We start from the raw sequence: 17944 nt of genomic DNA, 5'->3' as shown, positions 1-17944 counted from the left end.
CGCCGTGTCGGCCAAGGACTTTTTCGAACCGATACAGTGGCAGACCGTCGACGTATTTGGTGGTCAGCAGCATCGCCAGGACGCTGGGGCTGGCCATGCTTTTTTCGATCAATTGGGCCGGTTTGTCAGCGGTCACCGGTGCAGTTTCGCAGCCTCGGCAAGCGTAGATCTTGCAGATATGTTTGATGACGCGGATCTGCATCGGCACGATATCCAACTGCTCGCTGGTTTCTTCCCCGATGGCATGTTTGCGGCAACCACAGACACAGGTCAGTTCGTGTTCGGGCAATTCATGGATAACTTCTATACGTGGCAACTCAGCCGACAACGGCTTGCGTTTGCCACGGCGAGGTGTCGGTGCAACGACTTCTTCATCGGCATCGCCTACCAACGGCATAGGTTCGCTTTCAGGTTAGTTGAACAAGGCCAATTGTGGCGTGTTGGGCTCAACGGTTTGCTCGGACTTGCGCCCAAACAGACGGTCGCGCAACAGCTTGATCTGTTCTTTGAGGTCAACAATATGGGTCTGATAAGCTTGCGCCGATTCTTCCTGGCGACTGAGTGCCTCAAGCAGCAATTGCTTGAGCAAAACAGGATCATCAGGAAGGTCGTCGGGTAGAGAAATCATGGCCCGGATTATACCCAATCAAGCGACGAATCGCGGCGTCAAAACCTGATGCGGACGGTTGCGCCAGAGATCAAAACCGTCGAGCAGCCAGTTCAGTTCCTGAACCGTCAGGACAATGGCTTCATCCGTATCGTCAGGGGACGTTTTGAATCGTTCGGATTCGAGGCGCTTGAGCCAAAGGCAGAAGCCGTTGCGCTCCCAGTACAAGATCTTCACGCGGTTGCGGGACTTGTTCAGAAAGACGAAAAGCACTGGATCGAACACCGCCACTTTTATATCCAGTTCGACCAATGCGGCTAGGCCGTCGATGGATTTTCGAAAGTCCACCGGCTTGGGGTAGAGGTACACTTTTTCGACTTTGGCGTCGGGTCGCATCATGGCCGGGCTGGCTCCAGAAAGAGATCGGGAGCGCAGCATCGGGGATCAAGTGTGAGCTTGGACTGTGTGGATCATGGATCACTTACAATTGCCAAACCGCTCCATCCAACATCCGTTATCTGCTGGAACGTTATCCTGAAGCCATACAGGACGATCCCTATCCGCAAGAGACGACTTTTCGAAAAATCCACTCCTGAGATCGTGCTGGATGAAATAGCTGGAAAAATGGTATTGCCGATAAAAAAGCCTATAACGATGGCAATCGTCAAAGCGGATAACCCATATTGCTTGATTAATGTGGTATCTGCAAGAAAGAGGCTCAGCAATGCAATAAATGTTGCCAGTATTAGCCCTCTCCAGAAAGACGGGTTTTTTATTAAGCTTGTTGTTGATTTATTTTTGCCATGAGTCGAGCTAGCAGTTGTAGTCACGTCTTTCTATTCCGTTTGAGGTAAAGGAGGGAATTTGGCGTTAGACTACGGATGCACGTCCTTAATCATCAAATACAGTATTTTCACCTTTACATAACTTTAGGTTATGCATTTTGTAGTGGTGTTATGAAGTGTTAGGGGGGCGGCAGGCCGTGTTTCGGCTTGCTTCAGTAGTGGTCCCATGCTTTGTGAGGAGTTGGATCTAGCTAGAAAGGGTGGCCAGCGTAGCATCGGGCTTTTATGAAATAGGCACTGCAATGAAAAATATAACGATCCCTTTTGATTCCGCCACCATCGTCGAAACAGACCGCAAGCACGTATGGCATCACCTTACGCAGCACAGTGCGTTTGATAATGCTGATCCGTTGGTTATCGTTAGAGGGGAGGGCGCCAGAATCTGGGACGTGAAGGGGCGTTGCTTTTTAGATGCGGTTTCAGGTGGTGTTTGGACGGTTAATGTAGGGTATGGGCGAGCTGAGATCGCCGATGCGGTAAGGGGTCAATTAGTAGCGATGCATTATTTCGCTCAGACAGCGGGAAATGTCCCCGCGGCGGATTTCGCGCAAAAGCTTATTGAAAAGATGCCGGGTATGAGCCGTGTTTATTATTCTAACTCTGGCTCGGAAGCAAATGAAAAGGCCTTTAAGATCGTTCGACAGATTTCTGAAAAGAAATATGGTGGCAGGAAACGCAAAATCCTATTTCGCGAACGTGACTATCATGGCACCACCATTGCTACATTGAGTGCGACTAGCCAGTTCGAGCGTAAAGAGCAGTACGGCCCCCTGACCCCTGGCTTCGTTGAGGTTCCCCATTGCTGTGAATACAGAGCTCAAGACGGTGCCGATACAAGCGACTATGGTCGTTGGGCGGCTGAAGAAATCGAGCGCGTCATTTTGCGGGAAGGGCCTGATGAGATTGGCGCCCTCTGTCTGGAACCGATCACGGCCGGTGGCGGAATCATTGAGCCCCCGGCGGGGTACTTCGAGCATGTCCAGGCAATTTGTAAGAAGTACAACATCTTGCTACACATCGACGAAGTTGTTTGCGGATTGGGTCGCACTGGCACCTGGTTTGGCTACCAGCATTACAATGTTAAACCCGATATTGTCACGATGGCCAAGGGGCTTGCCTCAGGCTATGCGGCGATTTCCTGCACAGTGACCACTGAAGAAGTTTTTCAGCTATTCAAAGAGGATTTCGATCCCCGGCTAGACTACTTCCGTGACATTTCAACTTTCGGCGGGTGTGCTGCAGGGCCTGCGGCGGCGCTCTCCAATATGGCCATTATTGAACGCGAAGGACTTCTAGATAATGCAACTGTTCAAGGCCATTACTTAAGAGCCAGATTGATGGAACTTAAAGATAAGTACGAGATGATTGGTGACGTCCGCGGTAAGGGTTTATTCGCTGGCTTTGAGCTCGTATCAAGTCGCGTCACCAAAGAACCGGTGGATGAAAGCATCTGTATGGCTATTGCTGCACACTGTATGCTAAAGGGCGTCATCATCGGTCGTACCAACCGGTCTTTCAAAACGCTAAATAACAACATTTGCTTAGCGCCGCCGCTCATTGTTACAAAAAACGATATTGATGAGATAATTTGTGCGCTGGACAGCGCTTTAGCTGCATGTTGTTAAACTTTTAATAGGTGATGCGTTCTCCTGCCAGGCTCATTGTGTTGCTCATTTCTTAAGTGTGGAGGATTCGTGTCGATAAATCTGCACCTTCTCAGGATCTTTTTCAATGTCGCGCAGGAACGAAGTTTTTCCAAGGCGGCTGAGCGTCTTTACATAAGCCAACCCGCAGTGTCGAAAGCAGTGCGAGAGCTGGAGGAGCAATTAGGATTACCTTTGGTGGAGCGCGGGATACTCGGTCCTAAAAATTCCAGAAGAGTGATTCTTACCGATAGTGGGTCCTCACTGTATGGTCACGCATACGCAATCTTCGAACTGGAGAAGGCCGCAATCGATGATATTCAAGCGAGGCTTAGCCAGAAAAGCGGAAGGCTTGTGATAGGAGCTAGCACTACCGTAGTCGGTTACTGGCTCCCCTCCTATCTGGCTATGCTGCAGAAGGCATCACCTAATCTCGACCTTTGCGTCATCTTGGGAAATACCAAGTCTATGTGTCAGGCTTTGCTCGATTACGACGTCGATATGGCAGTTGTCGAGGGTGTCGTCGAAAACGAGCGGCTCAGCGCGACCCGTTGGCAAGAGGAGGAACTTGAGATTGTTACGCATCCATCTTTGATTGACGCACTGGATTTGTACGTCAACCACGGAATAGGTGCTGCACCCACATGGATACTGCGAGAGCAAGGTTCTGGAACCAGAGCTGTGGCTATGGAAATGCTTTACAGCCTGGGCATTAAAACGGCAAACACCATCGAGATTGGTAGTAAGAAGGTATTGCAAGAGCCGTTGCTGCAGGAATGGGCGCAACGATATTACCATCGCAGGTCGGTACGAGAGCTGGTGTTGGTGGGGGATGTGGTGATTTACTCGGTGTCTAGAATTAATGTTTTAAAGCGTGTTTTGTATGTGGTTCATGTTCGGAAGCGGCCTATCACAGCCCTGGCGGGTCTATTTATGGAGCTGTTGATGGCGCCGCTTTGATTGGCGCGTGGGTGATTGAGTAGTCATTTTACACCATCGAGCATAGGAGACTGTAATGGTTTCATTAAAGGAGTTGTTTGAGATCGGTCAGGATTTTGGGAGCTTCGTATACGGTGGCCTGGACTCTGAAGTTTTCGCTGTTCACGCAATTGAGCGAAAGTTGTCAGAAGGGGCGTGCGTTTCTCATAAAACACTCGAGCGACTTTTCTCTGTTGTCGGAGATTATAACTTACTGGTGGTAGGGGAGATGTGGTGCCCTGATTGTCACTTAAGTATTCCAGTTTTCAATTACATTTGTCAGATTCAGCGTAAGATCGACATGTCTATCATTTCTAAGGGGCGTGGTGAAGAAGATCTCAAAGAAAGGCTGGGGTTAAACGAAATACTTATGCCGGTGGTTGCGGTTCTTGATTTTGATTATCAATTGGTTGGTACCTTTGTCGAGCGTCCCAACTTCATTGTGAATGATGAAGGAGTGGATACTCTTGGCGATTACAAGGCTGGCAAGCACCTGGAAAAAACTGTATCCGATATATTGGGCGTTATTGAGATCGCTGAGGGTAGGGTACTCTCTAAATCTAGATTTTTGGCGGAATGGCGTAGGATTCCACTAGGGCCTGTTCCCGTTTCGCGCTAAGCCATTGATCCTTAAGAACAAGCTGTATCCTTGCAGTTCTCACACAACACCAATACGAGCTTGCAATGCCCCGACTCATGCTCAGCGATGAGCACTGGCCGAAGCTACGGGAAATTCTGCTTCACGAGCCCATCTACAACAAAGCGTGATCTGCGCATGACAGTTGAAGGCATTCTGTATCGCATGCGTGTTGGGTGTCCTTGGCGAGATCTACCTCATGCCTTCGGAAGCTGGAGCAAGATCTAAAAGCGTTTCAATGCTTGGTCTGCGTCTGGCAAGTGGCTCAAGGTGCTTCAGGTTCCTGTGACTGATCCCGATATGGAGTGGGGTTTCATTGATGGCAGCTATGCCAAAGCCCACCAGCACAGTGCAGGTGCTGCCAGTGGAAAGGATGAAGCAATAGGGAAAAGCCGAGCAGGCAACACCAGCAAGATTCATTTGGCTGTAGACGCTTGTGGGCTGCCGATTGCCTTCGAAATTACCGGAGGTCAGATAAACGACTGCACTCAGGCTCCCTCGTAGATCGTCAAGGTGCCCTGCTGATAAAGGCTATGACAGCGAAGCGATCCGAGAGCAAATCGTCCAACAGGGTGGGCAGGTAGTGATTCCAAGAAAGCGTAACTCTGTGAAATTAAACACTGATCTGGATACAGGGCTTTACCGAAATAGGCACCTGGTGGAAAACGCCTTTGCTCGGTTGAAGCATTACCGGGCGGTGGCATCACGGTTCGACAAGCTCAAGAGAAATTACGAGAGTGTGGTAGCCATGGCCTGTGCTTTTCTTTGGCTACCTATGTGAAACGGGAACAGAGCCTAGCATGGTGGTAAGTGATGAATTGGAGGCTAGGCTTGGTTTTTTTTCCACTTTAAAAGTTGTCTGTATGGGGAAAATATCCTCTATCTCATTGTTATTTGATGATTTTCTTCTGGAGCCATATGTTTTGTCTTGCTGGATCTAGCCATTTTTGAAGTTTGCTCGATAGTGCCTACTGGGTTGTCTTTCGATATCCAATAAACTCTCTGCAGATCCGGAAAGCGCGCATGATGTATGTGCTTTTTAGCTTTGCTGAGGTATTTCATGGCAGTGCAAATCGATTCGGTATTCCTATAGATCATATAGGGACCGGTTGGAAGTGAGGGGATTATATGAATGATAATATACTGAGTGGTGCTCTGGCCCCCCAGTCTTGTGAGAGCGGTAAGTGCGTTAACCGTTTGAGAAAAAACTCAGTCGGTTTAATTGGTGTGCTGTTTATGACTATTGCAACCGCTTCGCCGATTACGGCGATGGTTGGGAACGTTCCCATAGCCATCGGCAGTGGCAATGGTCAATATGCTCCCGCAGGCTATCTGGTCGCAACGATCATTCTGGCCCTGTTTTCAATTGGCTATGCTCAGATGGCTAAATACATCACGGCGACGGGTGCGTTTTACGGATTCATTTCCCATGGTTTGGGGCGTGTCGTTGGCATGGCATCCGGTGTGGCTGTGACCGTCACCTACGTGGTCTTTGAGGCTGCTCTGGTTGGAATATTCGCTTTTTTTGCCGCAGATTTCTCGTCCACTGAGTTCGGTATTCACCTGAACTGGATTTACTTTGCTTTATTGATGTTGGGAGCGAATTGCCTGCTCAGTTACTACGATGTCTCGCTGACGGCTAAGGTTCTTGGCGTTTGTCTTGTGCTCGAAATACTGATGTTGGCCGGAGTCTCCGGCGCTGTCCTTTTCAATGGTGGAGGTCCTGATGGTCTCGTTCCCGAGTCTATCAATCCATTGATGGCATTCACGCCCGCAGCAGACATAGTCGGCGCAAACGCTGGTATTGGATTGTTCTTCGCGTTCTGGTCTTTGGTCGGTTTTGAGTCATCCGCAATGTATGGCGAAGAGTCACGTAATCCGAAGAAGATCATTCCGATTGCGACTCTTCTGTCGGTCGTGGGTATCGGCATTTTCTACATTTTTGTTTCCTGGATGGTAGTAGCTGCACATGGTCCGGCGGAGGCGATTCGGCTCGCACAGGATCCTGCCACTAGTGCCGAAGTGTTTTTCTCTCCAGCAAGGGATTATCTTGGGGCTTGGTCGGTGGTCGTCTTCAAGCTTCTGATCGTGACCGGTACCTTCGCTTGCGGGATGGCGTTCCACAGTTGCGCTGCACGTTACATCTACGCCCTGGGGCGCGAGAATCTGTTTGAGTGCCTGGGCAGAACCGTGGGGCGTACACATGAGGATCATGGTTCGCCACATATCGCTTCATTTGTTCAGACTGTCATTGCGACGGCCATCGTGTTGGCCTTCTATGCCGCAGGCAAGGATCCATATGCAGACCTCTTCGCATTGCTTGCGGTGATGGGGACGATGGGGATCCTGATCGTCCAGTCACTTTGCGCATTTGCAGTGATCTTTTTCTTCCACGTTCGTCCTGAGCATCGTGCCGACGCCCACTGGTTCAAGACATTCCTAGCTCCATTGCTTGGGGGAATCGGAATGCTTTATGTGGTGTATCTGTTGTTCGCTCACCTAGACTTTGCGGCGGGTGCGGCCGCAGGTTCGTTGTTCTTCAAGGCTATTCCCTGGATCGTGCTGGGCAGCTTTGCCATAGGAGGGGGATTGGCTTTGTATTTCCGATTCTATGATCGTCGAAAATATCAGATTATCGGTTCTATCGTCATGGAAGGGTCGCAAAACTGAGTTGCTTTGATTTGTCATCACTGCCCCAATTTTGGGGCAGTTTTTTCGTTTTTCGGACATGCACTGTGCCGATCTGTTTTTTCTTCCGGGTTCCGATCTGCAGCCGGAGTGGTAGAGTGTTTTTCACCTGCGTCGATTTGATTGGGTCCGGAAGTAAATCAAGAAAATTGTAGAGGTTCGAGGCTCTATCTAATGTTTAAACACTTGTTTCAACTCTCATCCAATAGTTTCTCGACGCTACAGCAGCAGGTTCGTGAGCAGATCAGTACGGCGATACTCGAAGGTCATGTACCTCTGGGGGTGCCGCTACCCTCAACTCGTGAGCTCGCCAAAATGCTCAAAATATCCAGAAATACGGTAATCATTGCCTACCAGGATTTGATTGCCGATGGGTATTTGGTTTCGAGGGAACGGGCAGGTTTTTATGTCGATCCCAACATATTGAAGAATAAGCTAAGACGCTCTGAAAGCGATGTCTTAGAGTCAGTGAGCACCCCTGATTGGGAGACCTTTCTGAAAATAAAGCCATCTGCAAAGCGATTAAACAAACAGTCCAACTGGCAGCAGTACCCGTATCCGTTCATATACGGCCAGCTCGATCCAGAAATGTTTCCCGTCAGTCATTGGCGCGAGTGCTGCCTAGATTCAGTCCGCATGCAACCGTCTCGCAACTGGTCATCTGATCACTATGATTCGGATGATTCATTGCTGATTCAGCAGATTCACTCCCGAGTACTTCCTCGACGCGGAATATGGGCAAAGCCAGAAAACATTCTAATCACGGTAGGTGCGCAGAACGCCCTGTTTATGATCCTGAACTTGTTGCTGGACAACTCCACAGTGTTCGGCTTTGAAGACCCAGGTTATCCAGATCTGAGTCACATGGCAGATTTTGCAGGCTCCAGTAAGCGTTGCCTCGATATTGATGAGCGCGGATTGCTAATTAATGACCAGCTCTGCGGTTGCAATTTAATATTCACCACTCCGAGCCATCAGTTCCCGACCACGGTAACGATGCCGATGGAAAGACGTCATGCACTGTTGGAGCGCGCTGTTCGAGATGATTTTTTGATCATTGAAGATGATTACGAATGCGAAACAAATTTTTCAAGTTTTCCGACTCCGGCGCTTAAAAGCATTGACGTTCATGATCGAGTTATCTACGTGGGAAGTCTCTCGAAGACTTTATCCCCCGGTTTGAGACTTGGTTATATTGTAGCGCCGAAGGAGTTGATCGTTGAGTTGCGTGAATTTCGACGCATGATGATCCGTCACCCTCCGACCAATAATCAGCGAGCTGTCGGGCTTTTTCTTGAGCGCGGCTATCATGATTCGCTCATACGCCATCTTTTGGAGGTCTATGAGGAACGCAGGAACACTATGAATGTTGCCCTAAAGGAGCTACTGCCTGGTTCCACCACTCCACCGGTATTCGGTGGGTCTTCATACTGGGTTCAAGGAAGTCAAAATCTAAACGCAAGGGCACTAAAGCAGGAGGCGGAGAAAGAAGGTGTGATATTGGAAGTGGGAGCTCTCTATTACCAATGCAGTAGCCCACCACTCAATTATTTTCGACTGGGCTACTCGTCCATTCCGACAGAACGAATCAGGCCGGGTATTGAGATCATTGCCAAAATAATTGATCGACTCGCCGTAGATCGAGGCGGCTGATCCGTTGGTTGAGGTAGGGGCTGACCTACCTCAGTACTTGCGTTATGCCGAATAGCGCTCGGAATACTTGGATCCGGTTTCTACCTTGAAGATCAGCAACCCGCGGGTCTGAAGATCGGCCTTCATGTCCGGGGACAATCTGAGGAGAAAGGGAAATTTGATCGGCTGCTTACAAACTTCAGGGCCGAGAACAGGCCAATACCACGGACATCTCCAATTAGTTTGTGTTTCTCGATCAGCTCGACGAGACCCCGCCCAAGATATCGTGACCAACCCACATTGCGTTACCGTTCATGTCCTCATTAGCCATCGCATCGAGCATTGCGCCAGTGCCGCCATTGCCAGTGGGTGTCCCGAATAAGTCAGACCGCCGGAGAAATAATGCATCTCGATTGGTGCACAACTTTGTCCGATGATGATCACTCCGCCGGTGGGCGGCGGAATACATGCTGCCGGTCCAGGTTAAAGACGTAGGAGTCACCGTTGTTCTTATCCCTAATCTTTCCTCACAAGTTAGCCCATCGTACTGCTTACCGTGCTTGACCGTAGTTTTGGTGAGCTGTTTGCGATAGGACCAGATCGGATAATTCCGTCGAGCCAGTGGCGAGGAGCTCTGGGAGTGCTATGTGAGGAGGATGGTACTTACGTTTTTGCTGTGCTGGATCTACGTGTTGATGCCGGGCTGCCAGTAATTTATCTCCACATTGATGCAGGCGGATACGGCGTTTCTTGCGGCATCACCCACAAATGGAGAAGAGTATGGGCACCATCAATACCAGCGAATTCCACAAGATCAAAAATCACATCAACGGTGTTTGGCTTGATGAGCCGGGCGGTCAATACGTGCCGCTTTACAATCCGTCCACTGGTGCTGTCATTGGTGAGGTGCCAATGTCTTCCGAGCAGACCTCACGGGCCGCTGTAGCAGCGGCGGCAGAGGCGTTTCCTGCCTGGAGCTCGACACCGTTGCCCAAGCGGATGAACGTGATTTTTCAGCTGTACCAGTCCATGAAAGACAATTTAGAAGTGCTGGCTCAGTGTATTGCTGTCGACCAGGCCAAACACATTTCCGAAGCCCGGGGTGAGGTTGGACGCGTTATTGAAATCGTTCAGATGGCGTGTGCAGTGCCTTCGCTTATTCAGGGGGAGACCATCCAAGGTATAGCGACCAACATCAACGGACGCGTCATCAAGGCTCCCCTCGGTGTTTTCTGCGGTGTCGCACCGTTCAACTTCCCAGGGTTGGTGTTTGGTTGGTTCGTGCCATTTGCAATCGCAACGGGCAACACCTTTGTCTATAAACCTTCTACAGAATCTCCTCTTTTCATGCAGAAAATGATGGAGATTCTTATTAAAGCAGGTTTGCCCAAAGGTGTTCTCAATATCGTCCATGGCGACCGTGAGGCGGTGGAGGCGTGGTACAACGACGACAACGTGGTAGGTGTATGCTTGGTGGGCTCTACGCCTACTGCGCATTCGATCGCTCAAGGCTGTGGACGTACCGGCAAGAAGACCATGCTGTTGGGGGGGGCAAAGAACTTTCTTGTTGCTCTGGAAGATGCGCCGATGGATCTGCTCATCGAAAACATTCTGATGTCGGGCTACGGTTCGGCTGGTCAGCGTTGTCTAGCTGTCTCCAATATCGCTGTAGTGCCTGAGATCTATGACGAGTTTGTGGCGCGTCTGGTTGAGGCGTCCAAGAAGATCCGCGTGGGCAACGCAATGGACCCGGATGTCTTCATGGGGCCTGTGATTTCGGCGAAAGCCAAGGCGCGTATTGAGAATTACATCGAGATCGGCATTGCTGAAGGCGCCAAACTGCTTCTCGATGGACGCAATCCCGACATCGCCCCTGAGTGCGCTGATGGCTATTATGTTGGGCCGAGCATTTTCGAGGGCGTGACGCCCTGCATGACAATTGCCAAAGAAGAGATTTTTGGCCCTGTTTTGAGCATCATGAAGGTCGGCTGTATCAACGGCGGGCTACGAATGATAAAAGATCACAAGCTCGGTAACGGTGCCTGCATCTTCACACAGAACGCGTTCTACATCGAAAAATTCATCAGCGAGGCTGACGTCGGGATGATTGGTGTGAATGTCGGCATTTGCGCTCCACATCCTTATCTTCCCTTCGGTGGTATCAAGGGGTCTCTGGTGGGGAACAATAAGGTACAAGGCAAGGATGCGATCGACTTTTTCACCCAGAACAAAGTCGCTACTGTGCGCACCGTCGATCCAAGACTTGACAGTAGTGCTAGTGCTAAGCCTAGCGATCAATCTGTCCGTAGTTGTGTTGCGAGCTAAATTTCTCACAAGTTGCCACTGATTACGGTGGCAACCCTTTTCGGCAGAAAGTAAGAAGCTTTTTTTGCTATCTAAATATTCCCTGCTTTAAGACTTTTTTTGCGTTAAAAACTGTTTTGCTTGGCAAAGGTTACTTTGGCGCCTCGGCTGGATGGGTGTTTTGAAAACAACTCATATGTCTTCGATGTGTTTAGTAAATGGCAAAATAAGATAAGGTGAGTGGGGGCGTTCGTAAGCTAGGTTAATTTGAGGTGTGGAAGTATATAAAGCCTGAAAAAACATATTCGAGGTTAAGCATGATAATAAAAATATTTTTCGGTATTTGTTTGTTAGTTGCGATTACCGCGATTGCGGAGGAGCGAGTCGTCAATGTGTATAACTGGGTGGAGTACATTGATCCTTCCTTATTGAAACAGTTTTAACAGGAAACCGGTATCAAGATCAATTACGACCTCTATGACTCCAACGAAGTGCTAGAGGCGAAGTTGATGTCCGGCATAACGGGGTGCGATGTCGTCGTGCCGAGCGGCTCTTATCTCGAGAGACAAGCTAAGGCAGGTATTTACACCATCCTGGACAAGGGGATGTTGATGAACAATGCGAATCTAGATCCGGCCATGATGCATCGTCTCGCGACCCACGCCCCAGATAACTCCCGAAGTGTGCCTTATGCATGGGGTACGGTCGGCCTTGGATACAACGTTGATAAAGTCAAAGCCAGGTTGGGAGACGTCCTCATCGACAGACTCAATATAATTTTTGATCCCAAATATGCAGCGAAACTGGCTGGTTGCGGCATCGCCATGCTGGACTCGCCTTCTGAAGTTATGGCGATTGCTCTTAACTACTCAGGTCTGGATCCTAGCTCGGAGGACAAAACTGATCTCCGCAAGGCCAGCGATCTGGTGGCAAAGGTAAAGCCTCACATTCGTTACTTTCATTCCAGCAAATACCTGGGCGATCTCGCCAATGGCGATATTTGCATGGCGCTAGGTTATGGCTCTGACGTATTGATGGCGAAGAATCGGGCTTCCGAAGCCGGGAACAATGTCAACGTACATTATGCAGTACCCAAGGAGGGCACCCTGGTCTGGTGTGATCTGATGGCCATCCCGGCTGATGCGCCGCATCCGAAGGAGGCGTATCAATTCATCGACTTCCTCCTCAGAAGCCAGAGCGCTGCCAGCATTTCTAACCATGCCTACGCCGCTGTGGCTTACCTTGCAGCCTTGCCTTTCCTGAAGAAAGAGGTTGCTGGCGATCCGGGTGTATCCATCCGATGATGTGAAGAATCGCCTTTTCACCATCATAGCCCACACACCTGCGTATGACCGTCTGTTAACGAGGTCCTGGGTGACGATCAAGACCGGGGGCGTACTCCGGCTCTCTAGTGTGCTGTCTCTGAAATAAGTTTCTAACCTGAGCTATGCTTCTGTGGTCAGTCAGTGCTTCGAGTGATCAAATGAACTCTCAGATCTTGGCGTGGCCAGTATTCGGTGTCACATCGAATTCTGGTTGTTGGTTCTATGGTTTTGTACTCATCGATGCTTAAGATTATTCACTTGCTTGTTGCAGTCGGTGACGATATTGATCATTTGGTTTTGCACATGAAGAACGGGAATTAGCAAATGAAAGACCTTAATAACCTCGATGTTACTGTTCACAGCGATATGGCGTTGGGCCATTTCAATGAGGCAGTTTCGATTCTTTGTCGTTTTGGTGACCCGGTTCCTCAGGCGCAGGAAATGCTAGCGATCGAACCGACGTTCGTGATGGGGCAGGTCTTTAACGCACATATTTCCCTATGGTCCACCGATCGTGATGACCTTAAGGCAGCAGTGGATAGCCTTAACGTGATCCGCTCTGTTGCTTCCGGAATGTTCAATCGTCGGGAGCGTATGCACGTTGCGGTTCTGGAAGCATGGGTTGCGGGCAATCTCCATAGGGCCTCAGTGCTACTCGACGAGCTCTTGATCGAATATCCGACGGATATTCTGGCGCTCCTGAGCGGCCATCAAATTGATTTCCTCGTGGGCGATGCGAGTAACCTGCACGAGCGTGTCGCTAGGGTATTGGGAGCATGGGACTCACAACACCCGCTCTATGGCTATTTGCTTGGAATGCTCAGTTTCGGTCAGGAAGAGTCCGGGCATTTCGAACTCGCTGAGCAAACTGCGCGTGAGGCTGTTTCTCGCAATCCTAAGGACATTTGGGGCATACATGCGGTCGCTCACGCATTAGAAATGCAGAACAACTACGTGGAGGGCGTCAGTTTTATGCGCAAGCATGAGGCGACGTGGTCAACCGATAACGGCATGGTTTCGCACAATGCTGTGCATTTGGACCTGTTCCTACTGGAGTCCAACGATCTGACGGGCGCATTGGAGGCGTATGACAAATACATCCACTGGACGAACGTTCAGCCAATGCCAATGGTCTTGCTAGACGGTTCCTCGGTCCTGTGGCGTGTTTATCTGGAAGGTCATGATGTCGCTGATAGGGCTAAACGACTGGCTGACTCCTGGCGCTCCAAGATTGGCCAGAATTTTTACTCCTTCAACGACGCTCACGCGATGATCGCGCTCGCTGCAAGCGGCGACTTCGCCACGGCCAGCGATCAAATCAAAAGTTTGAAGGAGTACGTCAAATACGGTGACCGGTCGGCTTCGAACCATTTTATGACCCGAGAGGTCGGCCTGCCTGTCTGCGAGGCTCTTCTAGCGTTCACCCAAGGTGATTATGCCAAGAGTATCGAGCGTCTAATGAGTGTGAATAACAAAAGTCATTTGTTCGGTGGGAGCCTTGCCCAGCGCGATGTCTTCTCCCGTACCTTGCTGGAGTCCGCGATTCGCGCCAAGCGCAAACCCCTTGCTAATGCACTCATTAGTGAGCGGCTGATTCATCGTCCCCAAAGTACTTACAATCACATCAAGGCTGAGCAGATTAAGTCCCTTTGAGGGTGCGTATTCTATTTGCTAATTGGAAGTAATAGATGTCTAACTATCATTACAACTTATTTTGCGTAAGCGCGGGATCTGGTGGAGTACGACCAGCCTGACTGGCCGCTCAAGAGGGATTGAAACTTGCGTGAATGTCGGCTGCGTTCCCAAAAACTCTATTCCTATGCAGTCGGTTATTTGGAGTATTTACGTCCGTCGAGATGTTTGATCTCGAGAAGCATCCTGATGCGGACTCTCATTGTCGGTGGTGGTTGCATCACCATGGAGTTTTCATCGATTTTTGACGGCCTAGTCAGTCAGAAAACTCCAGCCAATCGCGGGATCTTCCTCTGAGGGGCCGCGATGAAAATATTAGAAAATTTATCGTTTCTAAAATAGCAAAGAAAGGTGCTGCTTTTTCAAGTTTGATTGCAGTGTCTTGAACGTTATGAGTACGGAGCCCAAGAGAAGTGTGTGCTTTTGGAGGACGGTATGATGAACAACTTTGATGTCGTCCCTTACGCAACAAGGCGACGCCCCAATATTATAAAGTCTTGGACTATAATGCGCGCAAGTTGCGACGCAAGACAGCGATGAAGTAGTTTATGAACAGTTTTGGAGTGGCCAAGCAATATTTATGCAGTCGTTGACGTGATCCATCGGACTGCCTCGACTCCAATTGCTATCAATGAAGCAGTTGCCGTAGTTGAGCACCTTTATGCGGGAGGCGAGGGCGGCCTGGACTACTGGAATATCGCCACAGCAATATTCACTCTTCTCAATGCGACAGGTGTCGGATTGATCGAAGATTCAGCAAGACACGGTGGCGCTGCAGTCAGTGTGTTTTAGTCGTAATTCAGATCCCTCAAGTACATCTTGCCCGGTAATGCCGAGCGGAGCTTTATGAAGCTGATTGTCGAAAACGCCATGAATACGGTATTCCGGCCCCATCTGTTGGGCCAGAGATGGCGGAAATAATTCAGGGACTTGCCGTGGGAGTCAAAATGGGAGTGAGGAAGACTTAGTTGGATTCGACGGTAGGGATACATCCCACGTTGGCTGAAGAGTTCGTGACTACGAAAAAATTCAGTGGTGAGTTGAGGCACTGAATAGATACGCCTGATTATGCGATTTACGGCCGAAAGGATTGCGGTTATTGCCAGAAGGCGGTCCAGCTATGCCTTGAAGAGTGGGTAAGTTTTTTGTTCATCACTATGACTGCTAAAGGGATCAGCGAGGAGGTCTTGGCCAGAAAAAATTGGGGGCAATGTGCGTGCTGTTCCGCAAGTCCGCACCGAGCTTCTTACGGGTCACTATCAGCCAGCGGGCGGTCAGCGGCAGGGCCCAACCGCCGCAAATTGCCGCCTACGTACCGAGTAGCGGGCGTTCTGTTTCCAGGTCGGGCAGAAATCCCATGAAGCGCCCCATCATCACCACGCTGTCGGCGCTGCTCCGGCGGGCAGCTTCGGCCAGGCCGACGACGTTTTCGCTCTGCCCGGTCAACGTAAGCGTCCGAGCTACACCGCCTTACAACTCAAACCTTAATCCGTTTCAACCACTGGTTCACGCGCTCGCACTCAAATGCCGCAGGATCAAAAACATCGCCATGCCATTCAACCATGGCGTCATGCTCTGGATGATTGGGGTTGCCCATCGCCTCCAGAAACTCCTCGTAACCAGGCCCGCCACCCACGTCTTCCGGTGGGCAAGCATTGGCGCCGTCGATGCAATACGGCACCTGAGGACAGGCAATAGCGGGTAGCGTTTTTTCGACCTTGATACTGTGATGCCAACTGTCACCAAAGTCGTAGAGATAATTAAATGTCCGCTTTCCGTTCAGCGCCTTGATCAGCGTTTTACGGGCTTCCGGGTTTACCGTCGGCCCCCAGCCATCAGGGTCGGGCATGCCGTAATTCTCACCGGCAATTTCAAACTCATGCAGATGGCTATCACTCCAGCCCATCACGACCTGGATGACATGGTGCAATTTTCCCAAGGTGATGTTTTCAGGCACCGCGAACCGACGCCAAATCTTCGGAGTGATCCACTTCAGCTCGATGTGCAGCAGCAACAGGTCGGGCGCGGGTTTGGGTAAACGGACAGTTTTAACCATGAATCAGGCGGCCTCACAGTGTTCAGTGTGGTTCAAGGATATGTTCCAGGGTAGCAACTCGCTCACCCGATTGATCGGGTGCTCGGCAATGTGTTCAAGCACGGAGGTCAGATAGGCCTGTGGGTTTAACCCGTTTAGCTTGGCAGTACCCACCAGGCTGTAAATCGCTGCGGCTCGTTCTCCGCCGGCATCGGAACCGGCAAACAGGTAGTTTTTGCGGCCCAGCGCGACGGCGCGTAGCGCCCGTTCGGCAGCGTTGTTGTCGATTTCGATTCGGCCGTCATCGCAGTAGCGCATTAAGGCCTGCCACCGGTTGAGGGCATAGAGGATTGCACCGCCCAATGCCGACTTTTTCGACAATTGAGTCAGCGTCTGATTGAGCCATGCGTGCAGGTGTTCCAGCAGCGGACTGGCCCGGCTTTGCCGAATCGCTTTGCGTTGGTCGGGCGGTTGCCCTCGAATTTCGCTCTCGATGGCATACAGGGCCGCAATCCGTTGCAGCGCCTCGGCGGCAAGGGGTGAAGCCTGGTCTTTGTAGACATCGTAAAACTTGCGTCGGGCATGAGCCCAGCAGGCGGCTTCCTCAATAGTGCCTGTCGCATACAGTTGAGCAAAACCGGCGTAGCCGTCAGCCTGCAAGATCCCGCTGAAACTCTTGAGATGAGCGCGCGGATGTTGCCCCTTGCGATCCGGCGAGTAGGCAAACCAGACCGCCGCCGGTGTCGAGTCACCCGCAGGTCGGTCGTCGCGCACGTATGTCCACAGGCGAGCCGTTTTGGTCTTGCCGTTGCCCGGCGCGAGTACGCCAATCGGCGTGTCGTCGGCATGGACTTTGTGACCGCTCATGACGTGGTGCTCAAGCGCGTTGACCAGTGGCCTGAGCAATTGGCTGCTCTGGCCCACCCAGTCGGCCAGGGTTGAGCGCTCCAGTTCCACGCCCTCACGGGCGTAGATTTCGGACTGCCGATAAAGTGGCAAATGGTCAACAAACTTGGAGACCAGCACGTGGGCCAGTAGCCCAGGGCCTGCAAGGCCTCGGGCTATCGGGCGACTCGGTGCCGGCACCTGATCGATGTGCTCGCAGCAGCGGCAAACCAGCTTCGGGCGAACATGGCGGATCACTTTGAAACGTGCCGGAACGTACTCCAGGACTTCGGACACATCCTCACCCAAATGGCGAAGCTTCCCACCGCAGCCGGTGCATTGCGACTCAGGCTGATGGACGTAAGTTTCGCGAGGCAGGTGTTCAGGTAACGGCTTGCGCCGAGAGACAGGGCGAGGTGGCGGTTCGGTTGGCGGCGTCAGTTCAGTCTGGCTGACTTGCAACTCTTCAAGACTCAGTTGGAGCTGATCGATCATCGCGTCCAGTTGTTCGGAGCTGCGACCGAACTGCATACGACGCAGCTTGGCGATCATCATTTTCAACCGTTCAATCTCTGCCCGTTGGGCAGAGACCAGAGCCTTCAAGGGTTGAAGATCGTTAGGCAAGGAGTCGGTCGCAAGAGTCATGACCGAATGTTACTTGGGATTTTTTCAG

Annotated in this window: 12 protein-coding genes and 2 pseudogenes; 9 read left to right on the top strand and 5 right to left on the bottom strand. The window is 50.9% G+C overall.

Annotated elements, in window-relative coordinates; translation table 11 throughout:
* From AACY36_RS25870 to AACY36_RS25860, 3 genes and pseudogenes are all read right to left on the bottom strand, one after another.
* Positions 1 to 628, bottom strand: a pseudogene (locus AACY36_RS25870) (transposase); the annotation flags it as partial.
* An 18-nt stretch (positions 629 to 646) separates the two neighbouring features.
* The gene (tnpB, locus tag AACY36_RS25865) at positions 647 to 1006 is read right to left on the bottom strand and encodes an IS66 family insertion sequence element accessory protein TnpB (RefSeq protein WP_339420142.1); all 360 of its coding nucleotides are present in this window, start codon (positions 1004 to 1006) and stop codon (positions 647 to 649) included.
* A 71-nt stretch (positions 1007 to 1077) separates the two neighbouring features.
* Entirely contained in the window at positions 1078 to 1437 is a 360-nt protein-coding gene (locus tag AACY36_RS25860; protein WP_339420144.1) for a putative sulfate exporter family transporter, read from the bottom strand.
* 257 nt (positions 1438 to 1694) lie between these two features.
* Between AACY36_RS25860 and AACY36_RS25855 the strand changes: the two genes are divergently transcribed.
* The 9 genes and pseudogenes from AACY36_RS25855 to AACY36_RS25815 all read left to right on the top strand — a co-directional run bounded on the left by AACY36_RS25855 (position 1695) and on the right by AACY36_RS25815 (position 14312).
* The gene (locus AACY36_RS25855) at positions 1695 to 3077 is read left to right on the top strand and encodes an aminotransferase family protein (protein WP_339420146.1); all 1383 of its coding nucleotides are present in this window, start codon (positions 1695 to 1697) and stop codon (positions 3075 to 3077) included.
* Positions 3078 to 3146: 69 nt separating this feature from the next.
* Positions 3147 to 4055: a LysR family transcriptional regulator gene (locus AACY36_RS25850; RefSeq protein ID WP_339420148.1), complete on the top strand. Its 909-nt coding sequence runs from the start codon at positions 3147 to 3149 to the stop codon at positions 4053 to 4055.
* A 55-nt stretch (positions 4056 to 4110) separates the two neighbouring features.
* Entirely contained in the window at positions 4111 to 4692 is a 582-nt protein-coding gene (locus AACY36_RS25845) for a thioredoxin family protein (protein WP_339420150.1), read from the top strand.
* A gap of 65 nt (positions 4693 to 4757) precedes the next feature.
* A pseudogene (locus tag AACY36_RS25840) lies at positions 4758 to 5491 on the top strand (IS5 family transposase).
* 347 nt (positions 5492 to 5838) lie between these two features.
* Positions 5839 to 7380: an APC family permease gene (locus tag AACY36_RS25835; protein WP_445262857.1), complete on the top strand. Its 1542-nt coding sequence runs from the start codon at positions 5839 to 5841 to the stop codon at positions 7378 to 7380.
* A gap of 192 nt (positions 7381 to 7572) precedes the next feature.
* Positions 7573 to 9051 carry a MocR-like pyridoxine biosynthesis transcription factor PdxR gene (gene pdxR, locus AACY36_RS25830; RefSeq protein WP_339420155.1) on the top strand — a complete coding sequence of 493 codons (1479 nt, stop codon included), beginning with the start codon at positions 7573 to 7575 and terminating at the stop codon, positions 9049 to 9051.
* A gap of 759 nt (positions 9052 to 9810) precedes the next feature.
* Positions 9811 to 11355: a CoA-acylating methylmalonate-semialdehyde dehydrogenase gene (gene mmsA, locus AACY36_RS25825; protein WP_339420157.1), complete on the top strand. Its 1545-nt coding sequence runs from the start codon at positions 9811 to 9813 to the stop codon at positions 11353 to 11355.
* A gap of 434 nt (positions 11356 to 11789) precedes the next feature.
* On the top strand, positions 11790 to 12638 hold the full coding sequence (locus AACY36_RS25820) for an extracellular solute-binding protein (protein WP_339420250.1): 849 nt from the start codon (positions 11790 to 11792) through the stop codon (positions 12636 to 12638).
* Positions 12639 to 12983: 345 nt separating this feature from the next.
* Complete coding sequence (locus AACY36_RS25815) at positions 12984 to 14312, top strand: tetratricopeptide repeat protein (protein ID WP_339420158.1); 1329 nt, start codon at positions 12984 to 12986, stop codon at positions 14310 to 14312.
* Between the two features lie 1516 nt (positions 14313 to 15828).
* On the opposite strand, the gene AACY36_RS25810 is transcribed toward AACY36_RS25815, so the two are convergent.
* Together AACY36_RS25810 and tnpC are read right to left on the bottom strand one after the other, a co-directional pair.
* Positions 15829 to 16407 carry a plasmid pRiA4b ORF-3 family protein gene (locus tag AACY36_RS25810; protein WP_137211883.1) on the bottom strand — a complete coding sequence of 193 codons (579 nt, stop codon included), beginning with the start codon at positions 16405 to 16407 and terminating at the stop codon, positions 15829 to 15831.
* A gap of 3 nt (positions 16408 to 16410) precedes the next feature.
* Positions 16411 to 17916 (bottom strand): IS66 family transposase, encoded by a 1506-nt coding sequence (gene tnpC, locus AACY36_RS25805; protein ID WP_339457481.1) that lies wholly within the window; start codon positions 17914 to 17916, stop codon positions 16411 to 16413.
* Positions 17917 to 17944: the final 28 nt, after the last annotated feature.

Origin of the sequence: Pseudomonas sp. EA_15y_Pfl1_P101, from assembly GCF_963970835.1 — a bacterium.
GTDB lineage: Bacteria > Pseudomonadota > Gammaproteobacteria > Pseudomonadales > Pseudomonadaceae > Aquipseudomonas > Aquipseudomonas tritici.
The sequence above is the reverse complement of the archived record's forward strand: the minus strand, read 5'-3'. Positions and strand labels throughout refer to the sequence as shown.